The 12,765-nt window shown below is 71.2% G+C and carries 12 protein-coding genes and 1 pseudogene; 4 read left to right on the top strand and 9 right to left on the bottom strand.

The annotated features are described in order from the left end of the window. Nucleotides 1-16: 16 nt before the first annotated feature. The 8 genes from FHR97_RS16130 to FHR97_RS16165 all read right to left on the bottom strand — a co-directional run bounded on the left by FHR97_RS16130 (nt 17) and on the right by FHR97_RS16165 (nt 7,536). Nucleotides 17-1,570, bottom strand: a complete 1,554-nt coding sequence (locus FHR97_RS16130; protein WP_183384821.1) for an HAL/PAL/TAL family ammonia-lyase — start codon at nt 1,568-1,570, stop codon at nt 17-19. Next, nucleotides 1,563-2,489: a lysophospholipid acyltransferase family protein gene (locus FHR97_RS16135; protein ID WP_183384822.1), complete on the bottom strand. Its 927-nt coding sequence runs from the start codon at nt 2,487-2,489 to the stop codon at nt 1,563-1,565. The genes FHR97_RS16130 and FHR97_RS16135 overlap by 8 nt, the downstream gene beginning before the upstream one ends. Continuing rightward, a complete protein-coding gene (locus FHR97_RS16140) occupies nt 2,486-3,247 on the bottom strand; it encodes a glycosyltransferase family 2 protein (protein ID WP_183384823.1) in 762 nt (253 codons plus the stop codon). Before FHR97_RS16140 ends, FHR97_RS16135 begins: the two co-directional genes overlap by 4 nt. Beyond that, nucleotides 3,237-4,997 (bottom strand): ApeI family dehydratase, encoded by a 1,761-nt coding sequence (locus tag FHR97_RS16145; RefSeq protein WP_343065615.1) that lies wholly within the window; start codon nt 4,995-4,997, stop codon nt 3,237-3,239. Before FHR97_RS16145 ends, FHR97_RS16140 begins: the two co-directional genes overlap by 11 nt. Next, entirely contained in the window at nt 4,990-5,544 is a 555-nt protein-coding gene (locus tag FHR97_RS16150) for a COG4648 family protein (RefSeq protein WP_183384824.1), read from the bottom strand. The genes FHR97_RS16145 and FHR97_RS16150 overlap by 8 nt, the downstream gene beginning before the upstream one ends. 21 nt (nt 5,545-5,565) lie before the next feature. After that, complete coding sequence (locus tag FHR97_RS16155; protein ID WP_183384825.1) at nt 5,566-5,829, bottom strand: phosphopantetheine-binding protein; 264 nt, start codon at nt 5,827-5,829, stop codon at nt 5,566-5,568. A gap of 41 nt (nt 5,830-5,870) precedes the next feature. Beyond that, complete coding sequence (locus tag FHR97_RS16160; protein ID WP_183384826.1) at nt 5,871-6,557, bottom strand: beta-ketoacyl synthase chain length factor; 687 nt, start codon at nt 6,555-6,557, stop codon at nt 5,871-5,873. Between the two features lie 115 nt (nt 6,558-6,672). Next, nucleotides 6,673-7,536 carry a MurR/RpiR family transcriptional regulator gene (locus FHR97_RS16165; protein ID WP_183384827.1) on the bottom strand — a complete coding sequence of 288 codons (864 nt, stop codon included), beginning with the start codon at nt 7,534-7,536 and terminating at the stop codon, nt 6,673-6,675. Nucleotides 7,537-7,763: 227 nt separating this feature from the next. Between FHR97_RS16165 and zwf the strand changes: the two genes are divergently transcribed. From zwf to FHR97_RS16185, 4 genes are all read left to right on the top strand, one after another. Next, nucleotides 7,764-9,272, top strand: a complete 1,509-nt coding sequence (gene zwf, locus FHR97_RS16170; RefSeq protein ID WP_183384828.1) for a glucose-6-phosphate dehydrogenase — start codon at nt 7,764-7,766, stop codon at nt 9,270-9,272. 1 nt (nt 9,273) lies between these two features. Next, nucleotides 9,274-9,948 carry a 6-phosphogluconolactonase gene (gene pgl / locus FHR97_RS16175; protein ID WP_183384829.1) on the top strand — a complete coding sequence of 225 codons (675 nt, stop codon included), beginning with the start codon at nt 9,274-9,276 and terminating at the stop codon, nt 9,946-9,948. A 33-nt stretch (nt 9,949-9,981) separates the two neighbouring features. Beyond that, nucleotides 9,982-10,644: a bifunctional 4-hydroxy-2-oxoglutarate aldolase/2-dehydro-3-deoxy-phosphogluconate aldolase gene (locus FHR97_RS16180; protein ID WP_183384830.1), complete on the top strand. Its 663-nt coding sequence runs from the start codon at nt 9,982-9,984 to the stop codon at nt 10,642-10,644. Nucleotides 10,645-10,808: 164 nt separating this feature from the next. Next, complete coding sequence (locus FHR97_RS16185; protein ID WP_246404094.1) at nt 10,809-12,305, top strand: glycoside hydrolase family 32 protein; 1,497 nt, start codon at nt 10,809-10,811, stop codon at nt 12,303-12,305. A 208-nt stretch (nt 12,306-12,513) separates the two neighbouring features. On the opposite strand, the pseudogene pgi reads toward FHR97_RS16185, so the two are convergent. Next, a pseudogene (pgi, locus tag FHR97_RS20395) lies at nt 12,514-12,765 on the bottom strand (glucose-6-phosphate isomerase); the annotation flags it as partial.

Genomic DNA, 12,765 nt, shown 5'->3' on the forward strand with positions numbered 1-12,765 from the left:
CGGCGGTGCCGGGCGGTCATTCCGGATAGAGGTGCCGGGCGAGGTGGGGCAGGCGCCGGCAGAGCCGGCGCAGCTCCGTCTCCAGGGCCCGGTCCTCGGCGAGGAAGGGGACCCGTCGGCGCAGGCGTTCCTGCCAGGCGGCCAGGGCCGGGGGCGGGGCGCAGGCCAACCGGTCGCGGCGCAGGTCCAGGGCCTGCCCGGCGGCGTGTAATACGCCGGCGACGACCTGTTCGGTCAGGGTGATCACGCGCAGGGCATCGCGGGCGGCGATGGTGCCCATGCTGACCTTGTCCTGGTTGTGGCACTCCGTGGAGCGCGAGAACACGCTGGCCGGCATGGTCAGCTTGAGGGCCTCCGCCGTCCAGGCCGAGACGCCGATCTGCAGCGCCTTGTAGCCATGGTTGAGGGCCAGCCGGTCGGGGGCGGCGCCGCTGAGGTTGGCGGGCAGCCCGTGGTTGTAGCGCGGATCCACGAGCAGCGCGAGCTGGCGGTCGAGCAGGTCGGCCAGGTTGGCCACCAGGGGCTTCAGGGCATCCATGGCGAAGGCCACGTGGCCGCCGTAGAAGTGGCCGCCATGCAGCACCTTGCCGGCCTCGGCGTCGATCAGCGGGTTGTCGTTGGCGCTGTTGAGTTCGCGCTCGAGCTGGTCGTGGAGCCAGGGCAGGGCATCCTCGAGTACCCCGATGACATGGGGGGCACAGCGTGTCGAGTAGCGGTCCTGGAGGCGCGAGGGGTTGCGCGGCGTGGCGCCGGGGGTGTCCCGCCCCAGGTCGTCGCGCAGGCGCGCGGCGACCCGCTGCTGGCCGGGGTGCGGCTTGGCCGCGAAGAGGTCGGCATCGAAATGGTAGGGGTTGCCGTCCAGGGCCCAGACGCTCATGGCGGTGATGCGGCTGGCCAGGCGCGACAGCCGCTCGGCGCGGCCCCAGGCCAGGGCGGCCAGGGCGGTCATCACCGCGGTGCCGTTCATCAGCGCCAGGCCTTCCTTGGGGCGCAGCCGGTAGGGGGCCAGGCCGCGCTCGGCGAAGGCCTCGGCGGTGGCCCGGCGGCGGCCGCCATCGAACACCTCGCGCTCGCCGCAGAGCACCGCGGCGAGGTAGGACAGCGGGGTCAGGTCGCCGCTGGCGCCCACCGAGCCCTCGGCGGGGATCACCGGGACCACGTCGTGCTCGAGCAGCCAGGCCAGCCGCTCGAGCAGCGCCAGGCTGACCCCCGAGACCCCGCGGCACAGCGACACCAGGCGCACCAGCACCACGGCCCGGGCGGTCGCCACGTCGAGCACCTCGCCCAGGCCGCAGCCGTGGAAGGTGTAGAGGTGGCGGGGCAGATCCTCGTGCAGCTCGGCGGGAACGGCCCGGGTGCAGGCGTCGCCGAAGCCGGTGGTGACGCCGTAGATCACGCCGTCCTCCGCCAGCAGGCGGTCGAGGAAGGCGGGGCCGGCGGCGATGCGCGCGCGGAAGGCCGGGTCGGCGGAGAGCCGGACCCGGCGCCGGCGGTGGGCCACGGCCTCGATGGCCGCGAGCTCTACGTCACGGCCATCGAGGACCAGGGGCGGAAGGGTTTCGTCAGTCATGGGCGTGCCAGAAGGGAAAGAAGTTGAACCATTGCAGGGGATGCTGCCGGCACTGGGCGGCGAGCCAGTCGACATAGCGTTGCATGGCCTCGAGGTACCAGGCCTCGCGGGCCTTGCGGCCGAGCCGCGTGGTGTCGTCGAAGGCGGAGAAGGCGATCCGGTAGGCGGACCCCTCGCGCAGGCAGCTCAGGGTGTAGACCGGGCAGCGCAGCAGGGCCGCCAGCCGGAACGGGCCCTCCGGGAAGGGGGCCGGCCGGCCCAGGAAGGGCAGGCGCCGGATGCGGCCCCGCTCGCCGAGGGGCACGCGGTCGGCGGCGATGACCACGAAGCCGCCGGCCTGGATGCGGGCCGCCAGCTGCATGGCGGTGGCCGGCGAGATATCGCTGACCTCGACGATGTCCGGGCCCTGCCGGCCGGTGGAGCGGGCCAGCAGGCGGTTGAACTTGCGCGAGTTGCGGGTATGCATCAACTGGGTGACATGGAAGTCCGGGCGGCGCTGGCCCAGGGCGCTGCAGATCTCCAGGTTGCCCAGGTGAGAGACCAGGATCAGCCCGCCCCGACCGCCGCGGATGGCGGTGTCCAGCCGCGCATGGTCCTCGGGCGCGATGCACACCGCTGGCGGCAGGCCGCTCCAGGCGTCGACCTTGTCCATCAGCGCCTGGCCGAAGGCCATGAAGTGGCGCAGGCCCAGCAGGCGCGGATGGCGGGGCGGGTGCCCGGCGTGCCTCGGCCAGATGCGGGCCAGGTACTCCCGGGAGGCACGGCGTGGCAGCGGGTGGCTGAGGTAGTAGTAGAGCACCACCGGGCCCAGCACCAGGCGGAACGGCAGCCGGCCCAGGTGGCGGCGGATCCAGACCATGGCACGCATCCCGGCCAGGGTGCCGCGCTCCTGGATGTTCGCCCAATGGGTGGCCGTCATGGCGGCGGCCCTCCCGCGCGCTGGCCCCCGACCAGGCGCGGCAGCCGGCGCAGCATGCCGAGCAGCAGGCGCGCATGCATGCCGGCCAGCAGCAGGTTGTCCCGCCACAGCGCATAGTGGGACACGCCGTCCAGCGGGTAGTGCACGCGGACCGGCAGGTTGGCCACCGGCCCGCCGGCCCACAGCCAGCGCACCGGCAGCTCGGTGTCGAACTGCATGCGGTCGCCGCAGTCGTGGCGGGCCACCAGTCGGTTGGTGGCCGCCACCGGGAACAGCTTCACCCCGCACATGGTGTCGCGCAGTGACAGCGACAGGGTGCTGATCCAGACCAGCACATGGGTGGCGTAGCGGCAGTAGAAGCGGTGGCGGGGCACGCTGTCGTCGAAACGGGGATAGCCGATGCGCAGCTCGCCGGGGGCCTCGGCCAGGCCCGCGAGGAAGGGCGGCAGGTCCTCGGGGGCATGCTGGCCATCGGCGTCCACCTGCAGGGCATGGGTGAAGCCCCGGCGTTGGGCCTCGCGCAGTCCGGCCTTGACGGCGGCGCCCTTGCCGCGGTTCTGCGGCAGGCGCAGCAGGAGGGTGTCCGGCTCCCGGGCCAGGCGCTCGAGTTCGGCCGCACAGGCCGCGTCGCTGCCGTCGTCCACCAGCAGCACCGGGACGCCCAGCAGGCGCACGCCGGCACGGGTGGCGCCGATGGCCGCGCCATGGTTGTACACGGGGATCAGCACACAGGGGCGAATCACCTGCTCAGCCGCCATGGCCGACCTCCCTCTGGGCGAGTTGCACCCGGCCCCGGGCATGGCAGCCGTGCTGGCCGGTCAGCGTGAAGGCCAGGCGCGGTCCCGCGGCGGTGGTGTCCACGGCCAGCTCGAGGGTGGCTCGCTCGCCGGGCAGCAGCGGCTGCGGGAAGCGCAGCCGGGCCAGGTCGCGGAAGTCCCCGACCAGGGCCAGGTGCTCCTCGGCCAGGGCCACCGCCCATTGCACCAGCACCACGCCCGGCACCACCGGCTGGTCGGGGAAGTGGCCGACCAGGTAGCTCAACCGCTCGGGCACCTCAAGCGTCACTCGGCAACGGGCCGGGCCCTCCGTCTCGACGCCGAGCCAGCGGGGGCGTCGCGGGTCGTCGAGGTCGCGGAACAGGCGGGCCACCTCGGCTGCGCCAAGCTTGCCCTGGGCATTGCTGGGCCAGCTCGCGACGAAACGCCAGTGGCGGGGCATCAGCGAGGCGGGATAGGCGGCGGCAAGATCGTCGCGCAGCGCGGCCACCCGGGCGCGCCGCGTGTCGCGACACCAGGGCAGCGCCGAGGGGGCGAGCTGGAGTACGGCCCCCAGGCGATGGGGGCGACCCGGCAGCGGCAGGGCATGGGCCCGCAGGACGTCCGGGTGGCGGGCGAGGCGATGCTCCAGGCCGGTGAGCGAGAGCCGCTTGCCGCCCACCTTGGCGATGCGGTCGGCCCGCCCCAGCAGGCGGAAGCCCGTGGGCCCGGGGGCGATGCGATCCGCCTGGGGCTGCCAGCCGGGGGCGCCGAGAAAGGGGGAGCGTAACCACAGGCCGCCCTCGTCATCGGCGCGCACCTCGACACCGGGCAGGGGCGTCCAGGTCTCGCCGCGGCGCTGGTCGCGCCAGGCGATGCCGCCGGTCTCCGAACTGCCGTAGACCTCCTCGACCGGCGTACCGAGCACCCGGCGGGCATGGGCGCTGGCCGCGGCGGAGAGAGGCGCGCCCGAGGAGTGCACCCGGGTCAGTCGGCCGGCCGCGGCTGGCGGTATGGCTGTCTCGGGCAGGCGCTCCAGGGGTGGGGGGGCGCTGATCAGCACCGCCCCCGGCGGGGCCTGTGGCGCGTCGGCCAGGCGGCCCAGCCAGGCGCCGAGCGTCTCGGGGGTGCGGCAGGCGGCGCCGGCCAGCGGCGCCCCCTCGCAGAGCGGGCGCAGGATGCCGAACAGCAGCCCATAGATGTGCTGGTGGCTGACCTGGCTGATTACCAGGCGTCCCTCGAGGGGCCATAGCCGGGCATGGGCCGCCAGCTCGGCGTCGAGCTGGGCGAAGGTCTTGTCGATGCGTCGTGGCTCGCCGGTCGAGCCCGAGGTGTAGAGCGACAGGGCCCGTCGGGCCGGGTCCATCGGTTCCCAACGCGGGGGGGACGGCGCGGGGTCGGCGACGACGCCGTCGGGGAGGTCGCCGAGGGCGGCGCGGCACCGGAAAGCGAGGGCCTGGAGGGTCTCGGGGCGGTCGTCGGCGGGCAGCACGGCGCTGTCGCCGCGCGCCCACAGGGCGATCAGCGCCACCGCGAACTCCAGGGGACTCCGGCAATGCAGCAGCCACTGCTGGCCGGGGCCGGCCAGGCTGTCCAGCCGACGCTGCCAGGCCCCGATGCGACCGTGCAGCTCGGCCCAGGCGACGGGGCGGCCGGCAGCGGCGTCCCAGGCGGCCATCCGCGATGGGGCGACATGGCGCCAGGGCTGGCTCGTCAAGGGGGCGTCGCTGGGGGGGCGAGCGGGGTTAGACACGATGGCGGTTCCTGACACGTTGGCGGATGCACCACTCGGCGGCGAACAGCGTGGCGCCGAGGGCATAGGCGATGGCGCCATTGTACAGGGTCCAGAGGGCGAGGTCGGCGGCCAGCGCCGTCCACAGCGCCAGGCCGCCGTTGACCAGGAAGAAGCCGCACCAGACCCCCGTCACGCGCCGGGTGTAGCGGACCCCGGCGGGGGAGAGGTCGGGCTCCTGGCGGCGGGCGAGACGTTCCACCACGCAGGGGGGACGGCGCAGAGAGCTGGCGAACACCCCCAGCAGCACGGCGTTCATCGCCACCGGCCAGGCCCTGACGCCGAGTTCCGCCTGGCCCAGGGCGATCACCGCCAGGACGGCGAGGCAGGGGGCCAGCGCCCAGCGGCGATGGGCGGCGGGCAGTCGCCAGACGGCCAGCAGGGCGACCAGCCCCAGCAGAGGGGCGCCCCCCAGGCGGGGCAGCAGGACGAGCACCAGCAGCGGCCAGGCCAGCAGGCCGACGACGGCCAGGGGCGTGGCGAGGGACGGGGGGCGCGGGCGGGACATCGCCGGGAAGGACCTCCGGCCTCAGGCGTTGCGCCGTGCCTCGACCAGGGCCGCCAGGCTTCGCAGGCTGGCGAAGTGGCGGCGGGCCTCCTCGCTCTCGGCCTCGAGCTGGATGCCATAGGTCTTCTGCAGCGCCAGGCCCAGCTCGAGGGCGTCGATGGAGTCCAGGCCCAGGCCTTCGACGAACAGGGGCTCGTCGGGGTCGATATCCTCCGGGGTGGTGTCCTCGAGCTCCAGGGTCTCGATGATCAACTGCTTGAGTTCGTGTTCCAATGGGGACGCCATGGGCGGCTCCTTCGTCCAGGGGTGGGGGATGGCGAGACGGGTCAGGGGGCCAGCCGCCAGCTCAGGCGGCGGCCGGGACAGCCCAGCGGGGCCTCGCCCAGCAGCCAGCGGATGACGTCCGTGGGCTGCGGGGCGCGACACGGTGCGGTCGAGGATGCCAGGGGCTCGGGGGTGATGACGCGGCCGGCGTCGGTGCCCAGCCGCATGGCCACCGCGGCCAGCTCGACCTCGGGGGTGTCCGTCCCGCGGAAGCGGGCCGGCACCGGGGCGTCGCTGAAGACCACGACGACCGAGCGCTCGCCGGCGGCCAGGTAGCCGCGGGCCTCGCTGAACAAAGCGGCCAGTTCGGCTCCCGAGGCCGCCAGGGCCTGCTGGGAGCGCCGGTTGCTCGAGGCGATCGAGTGGACGCCGAGGATGGCATTGTGGACCGATAGGCCGAAGCGGGCGGGCGAGACCGGCTGGCCGTCGGTGAGCGCCTCGAGCATCTGCAGGGTGCGTTCCCCGTCACCATGGCGCGAGGCGTGCACCAGCACCCGGTTGGCCTCCGGGTCCAGCGCATCGAGCATGTCGCTGACCGCGCGGCCGGGCAGGTTCAGGCGGCGGCGCAGCATCGCCGGCACGGCCTTGCCGGCCGGACGCTCCTCTCCTGACAGGCGGGACTCGTCCGGGCGGGCCTGGCCGGGCCACCAGGCGCGCCAGTCTTGCAGGATCAATGGCGGTGGGGTCATCGCGGCTCCCTGTCATGGTCGGCCCCTCGGGGCCGGGAGTTCCTCGTCTGCTATGACCACGGCAGGGGCCGGATGACTCCGCCCGCCACCCGTGCGGCGGCCCGAGGCGCCGGTCTCACTCCCCGCTGCCGGCGGGGAAGCGGGTCGGCTTCAGGCTGTCCTTGATCTTCTTCAGGTGGGGCAGGAAGTCCTCGCCGCGGCGCAACGTCACGCCGGTGGCCAGGACATCGATCAGCGCCAGCTGGATCATCCGCGAGGTCATCGGCATATAGTGTTCGGTGTCCTCCGGGGCGGTCACCGCCAGGGTCTCGGTGCACTCGTCGGCCAGCGGCGAGTCGGGGGCGGTGATGCCGAGCACGACGGCGCCGTTTTCCCGGGCCAGGCGGGCGATGTCCACCAGCTCGCGGGTGCGGCCGGTGTAGGACAGGATCACCACCACGTCGCCGGTGTGGCAGGCGGCGGCGACCATGCGCTGCATCAGCACGTCGATGTAGGCCGACACCGGGATATTGAAGCGGAAGAACTTGTGCAGGGCGTCCTGGGCCACGGCCCCGGAGGCACCCAGGCCGAAGAAGTGCAGCTGCTTGGCCTGAGTCAGGTAGTCGACGACCCGCTCGACCCGGGCGGGATCCACCTCGCGACTGGCGAGGTCGAGGGCGGCGATGGTGGCGCCGAAGATCTTGCCGGTATAGTCGCCGGCGGCGTCGCCGGGCTCCACCGCCTGGCTGACGTAGGGCGTGCCGCCGGCCAGGCTCTGGGCCAGCTTGATCTTGAAGTCCGGATAGCCCTTGGCGTCGAAGCTGCGGCAGAAACGGTTCACGGTGGGCTCGCTGACCGAGGCGGCATGAGCCAGACTGGCGATGCTCATGCTGGTGGCGGCACCGGGGTCGGCGAGGATGACGTCGGCGACCTTGCGTTCAGAACGGTTGAGCTCATCGAGTCGACGGCGGATGCGGTCCAGCAGATCGTGACTGACCATGAGCGAGTGTGTCTCCCTGACGGCGGGGCGCCTCGGGCGCCACCGGTTGAACCTGGATAGATGTGGTGATTTAACTACATTATGGGGCGCATCCTAGCGCGACCCGAGGGGGCAAGTCACAGCCGTTGGGCGAGGGCTTGGCATTTAGTAGTAATTTTACAAAATATTTTGGCTGCTGGCGCCGCGTTGCGCTAGAATTTTGCTAAGTTAACCAAATGGGGGCGGACATGAGCCAACACAAGCGGCCCGGCGAGGCCCGGACCTCCGGTGATATCGAGACGGCAATCGATCTCGCCCTGTTCGGCGCACTCGGCGATCTCTCGCAGCGCAAGCTGTATCCCGCGCTCTACCAGCTCGACCGGGAGGGGCTGCTCGACGAGGGCACCCGCCTGCTTGGCGTGGCGCGCCAGGAAGTGGATGCCGAGGGCTTCCGCAGCAAGGTGGAGGCGGCGCTCAAGCGCTACGTCAAGGCGGAGGAGATGGATCGCACGGTGGTCAAGCGCTTCCTGGCGCGCCTCGACTACTGCCAGCTGGATGCCACCCAGCCGGAAGGCTATGCGGCCATCCGCGAGTGGCGCCAGGCCGGCAGCGCCCGCCCCCTGGTCGTCTACCTGGCGGTCGGCGCCAGCCTCTACGGCGACATCTGTCGCCACCTGGAGGCCAGCGGCAGCCTCGACGAGCGCAGCCGGGTGGTCGTGGAGAAGCCCATCGGCTTCGACCTGGTCTCCAGCCAGGAGGTCAACGACGCCATCGGCGCCGTCTTCCCCGAGTCGCGAATCTATCGCATCGACCACTACCTGGGCAAGGAGACGGTCCAGAACCTGATCGCGCTGCGCTTCGCCAACCCGCTGTTCGGCACCCAGTGGAACCAGAACCACGTCTCGCACGTGGAGATCACCGTGGCCGAGAAGGTCGGTATCGAGGGACGCTGGGGCTACTTCGACAAGGCCGGGCAGCTGCGCGACATGGTCCAGAACCACCTGCTGCAGCTGGTCTGCCTGATCGCCATGGACCCGCCGGCCAACCTCGACGCCGATGCCATCCGCGACGAGAAGGTCAAGGTGCTCAAGGCGCTCAAGCCCTTCACCGACGATATGCTGGGCCGCGACGTGGTGCGGGGGCAGTACATCGCCGGCACCACCGACGGGGCGAGCGTGCCGGGTTACCTCGAGGAAGACGACGCCAACACCGACAGCAACACCGAGACCTTCGTGGCGATGAAGACCGGGGTCTCCAACTGGCGCTGGGCGGGGGTACCGTTCTACCTGCGCACCGGCAAGCGCATGCCGGCCAAGATGTCGCAGATCGTCATCCACTTCCGCCAGCAGCCCCACTACATCTTCGATCCCGACCAGCGCGCCCTGGCGGCCAACAAGCTGGTGATCCGCCTGCAGCCCGAGGAGGGCATCGCGCTGGAGGTGCTGACCAAGGACAGCGGCCTGGACAAGGGCATGCGCCTGCGCAAGGGGCCGCTGCACCTGGATTTCAACAGTGCCTTCGCCAAGACGCGCATCCCCGATGCCTACGAGCGCCTGCTGCTCGAGGTCATGAAGGGCCAGCAGTACCTCTTCGTGCGCCGCGACGAGGTGGAGCACGCCTGGCAATGGTGCGACAGCCTGATCGCCGCCTGGCAGGACGACCAGGCCCCGCGGCGCTATCCCGCCGGTTCCTGGGGACCGGTGGCCTCGATCGCCATGATCACCCAGGATGGCCGCAGCTGGTACGAGGACTACTGAGATGAGCGATACCCCCACCCCCCGTGAGGCCCTGGCCCGGCAGCTCGCCGAGGCCGTGGCCGAGGCCCTGAGAAGCGACCTGGCCCAGCGCGAGCGGGCCCTGCTGGTGGTGTCCGGCGGCTCGACCCCGGTGCCCTTCTTCCACGCCCTGGCGGCCATGGCGCTGCCCTGGTCGCGCATCGACGTGACCCTGGCCGACGAGCGCTGGGTGGCCGAGACGGCCGACGACAGCAACGCCCGCCTGGTGCGCGAGCACCTGCTCCGGGGCGCGGCCGCCGAGGCCCGCTTCGTGCCGCTGACCAGCGACGCCGCGACCCCCGAGGAGGGGGCGGCCGAGGTGGGCCGCCGCATCGCCGCCCTGGCCTGGCCGGCCAGCGTGGTGATCCTCGGCATGGGCGGCGACGGCCACACGGCCTCGCTGTTCCCGGACAGCCGGGAACTCGACCTGGCGCTGTCCACCGACGAGCCGGTGGTGGCGGTGCGCACGCCGAGCCAGCCCCAGCCGCGCATCACCCTGAGTGCCGATCGCCTCCACCAGGCCTTCCGCCACTTCCTGCACATCACCGGCGAGGAGAAGCGCGCGGTCCTCGGCCGGGCACTGGCCGGCGACGATACCCGGTCGCTGCCGATCCGCGCCTTCCTGGCCAGCCCCCTGAGCATCCACTGGGCGCCCTGAGCCCTCGACGGATCCGATTCCTGGAGCCACGACATGACCATCGAAAAACAGCTGCCTTCCACCCGCACCACCGAGATCGACAGCATCTGCCTGAAGGCCGAGGTGATCCCGGTCCTGGCGATCCAGCGCGTGGAAGACGCCGTGCCCCTGGCCACCGCCCTGGTCGAGGGCGGCCTCAGCGTGCTGGAGGTCACCCTGCGCACCGACTGCGCCCTGGAGGCCACCCGGCGCATCAAGGAGGCCCTGCCCCAGGCCAGCGTCGGCATCGGCACCGTGCTGACTCCGGCCCAGTACCGCCAGGCCGAGCAGGTCGGCGCCGACTTCGTGGTGACCCCGGGGACCACCGAGGCCCTCTACCGCTACGGTGTTTCCAGCCCCGTGCCGATGCTGCCCGGCGTGGCCACGGTGTCGGAGCTGATGGTCGGCTGGCAGTTCGGCTATCGCCGCTTCAAGTTCTTCCCCGCCGAGGCGAGCGGCGGCGTCAAGGCGCTCAAGGCCTTCGCCGGCCCGATTCCCGAGGCGCGCTTCTGTCCCACCGGCGGCATCGGTCTGGACAACGCCGACGACTACCTGGCGCTCGGCAACGTGATGTGCGTCGGGGGCTCCTGGCTGACGCCCAAGTCCCTGGTCGAGGCCGAGGACTGGAAGGCCATCCGCCAGCTGGCCCGGGAAGCCGCGGAGCGCTTCCACCACTGAATCACGAGTGAGTCTCTCTCGACAGCCAGTCGCTGTCCTTGCGCCCCGGCCACCCTGGCCGGGGCTTTTTTATCGACATGAGGCAGGCAGTGGCGGAATCGGTAGCCACGGCTCAGGCCGGTGTCCGCCCTGACTCGACCCGAACACCCTCACGAGGAATGATCATGATGACCGGCATCGACGCTGCGCCGCGCCTGCGCTGTCCGGCGCTGCACTTCACGCCTCCTCAGGGCTGGATGAACGACCCCAATGGCCTCGTCTACTTCGAGGGGGAGTACCACCTCTTCTACCAGTACCATCCCCACGACCGCGTCTGGGGCCCCATGCACTGGGGCCATGCGGTGAGCTGCGATCTGTGCCGCTGGGAGCACCTGCCGCCGGCGCTGGTGCCGGACGCGGACGGCATGTGCTTCTCGGGCAGCGCCATCGTCGACCGGGACGATACCAGCGGTTTGTTCGGTGGCGAACCGGGGTTGCTGGCGTTCTACACCGTGCATCGCGAGACGGCGGGGGATCCCGGCGACTACGTTCAGGAACCATGTCTGGCCTACAGCCGCGACCGCGGGCGCAGCTGGCAGAAATACCCAGGCAATCCAATCCTTCCCAACCCCGGCCTTCGGGACTTCCGCGATCCCAAGGTGGTCTGGCACGCGCCCAGCCGGCGCTGGGTCATGGCCCTGGCCTGCGGCCAGGTCATCCGCTTCTACGTCGCCGAGAACCTCCTCGACTGGCGTCTGGCCAGCGAGTTCGGCGAAGGGCAGGGCGCCCATACCGAGGGTCCCTGGGAGTGTCCCGACCTCTTCGAGCTTCCCGTCGAGGGACGGCAGGCGACGCGCTGGGTCCTGCTGGTGGGCGTCGGAGCCGGTGAGCAGGAGAGTTTCGGTTCCTTTACCCAGTACTTCGTCGGCCACTTCGGCGGCGAGCGCTTCCATAACGAGAATCCCGCCGAGACGGTACTGATGATGGACGAAGGCCGGGACTTCTATGCCGTCCAGACCTGGTCGGACGTGCCTGACGGCGATGGTCGTCGCCTGGCCATCGCCTGGCTCAACAACTGGCTCTATGCCAACCAGATTCCCGAAGCCGGGTGGCGGGGCACCTTGAGCTTCCCCCGCGAGCTATCCCTCGAGGAGACCGGAGAGGGCATTCGGCTTCGCCAGGCCCTTGCCGCCGAACTCGGCACGGCCGGCGGGCTGAGCCCTTCGCGGATGGCGAATTCGACCGACGCCCTGATGGCAGGTGACAACGTACTGATCGAGCAGGGCCCCTCGGCGGCCCATGGGCGGCTATCCCTCCAGATGGCGCCGGGCACCACCCTCGAGTTCGACCTTCAGCAAGCTGGCCAGATGCTCTTGCGGATCACCCATGACGGTTCGGCGCTGCGACTCGAACACCGGCGTGAAGGCCGCAACGGTGACCCCGACTTCGATCGCCACTTTCCCCATCATCTGACCGGACAACGGATGGCCAAGACGGACATCGAGCTGGAGTGGCTGGTCGACCGAGGCTCACTGGAGCTACTGGTCGATGGCGGTCGGTATGCCGCGACCCATCTGGGTATCACCGACCCTTTCCACCAGCCGGTGACAGTGCGGCTCGTGGCGGGTAGCGCACGGCTGACGGAGGGTCGCTACCAAGGCGTCATCGATCCTCTGGAGTAAGCGCACTGCGCCTTCCCGTCGTTGGCGTTACGGCGGCCTCTCGCAGTTGGATCTGACGAGGGGCGCCGGGGACAAGCCGAAGAGGAGGTCCTGCGCCAGGGAAGGCGTCGGTAGCGTACATGGGGGTATTCACAGCGCCTCCTCACAGGCTTGTCGACGGATCAGCCCCGAGCGATACCGCTATCTGCGATAGTCCTGCGTCGAGGCCTCAAGTCGATTGCTCTTTCCGGGCTTTCGAATCACGCTTGGCGTTCGACTGGCGGCCCTGGCTCGGGGGCTCTTCCTGGGGCTCGTTCCGCTGAGCGGGGAAGTGCGACCGGACCAGCGTGAGCAGGCCCTGGGTGGAGCCGTCGAAGTCCTGGCTGTGCTCGTCGATGCGGCTGCTGATCTCGCCGGCGATGCGCTTGCCGAGCTGCACGCCCCACTGGTCGAAGGAGTTGATGTTCCAGATCACCCCCTG

This window comes from Halomonas stenophila, assembly GCF_014192275.1.
Classification (GTDB): Bacteria; Pseudomonadota; Gammaproteobacteria; order Pseudomonadales; family Halomonadaceae; genus Halomonas; species Halomonas stenophila.

Bases quoted from the DNA above. Each gene is read 5' to 3' on its own strand.
- zwf (WP_183384828.1), top strand. From the start codon at position 7,764: ATGAGCCAACACAAGCGGCCCGGCGAGGCCCGGACCTCCGGTGATATC.
- FHR97_RS16180 (WP_183384830.1), top strand. From the start codon at position 9,982: ATGACCATCGAAAAACAGCTGCCTTCCACCCGCACCACCGAGATCGAC.
- FHR97_RS16155 (WP_183384825.1), bottom strand. From the start codon at position 5,829: ATGGCGTCCCCATTGGAACACGAACTCAAGCAGTTGATCATCGAGACC.
- FHR97_RS16185 (WP_246404094.1), top strand. From the start codon at position 10,809: ATGATGACCGGCATCGACGCTGCGCCGCGCCTGCGCTGTCCGGCGCTG.
- FHR97_RS16135 (WP_183384822.1), bottom strand. From the start codon at position 2,489: ATGACGGCCACCCATTGGGCGAACATCCAGGAGCGCGGCACCCTGGCC.
- FHR97_RS16160 (WP_183384826.1), bottom strand. From the start codon at position 6,557: ATGACCCCACCGCCATTGATCCTGCAAGACTGGCGCGCCTGGTGGCCC.
- FHR97_RS16140 (WP_183384823.1), bottom strand. From the start codon at position 3,247: ATGGCGGCTGAGCAGGTGATTCGCCCCTGTGTGCTGATCCCCGTGTAC.
- FHR97_RS16150 (WP_183384824.1), bottom strand. From the start codon at position 5,544: ATGTCCCGCCCGCGCCCCCCGTCCCTCGCCACGCCCCTGGCCGTCGTC.
- FHR97_RS16165 (WP_183384827.1), bottom strand. From the start codon at position 7,536: ATGGTCAGTCACGATCTGCTGGACCGCATCCGCCGTCGACTCGATGAG.
- FHR97_RS16130 (WP_183384821.1), bottom strand. From the start codon at position 1,570: ATGACTGACGAAACCCTTCCGCCCCTGGTCCTCGATGGCCGTGACGTA.
- pgl (WP_183384829.1), top strand. From the start codon at position 9,274: ATGAGCGATACCCCCACCCCCCGTGAGGCCCTGGCCCGGCAGCTCGCC.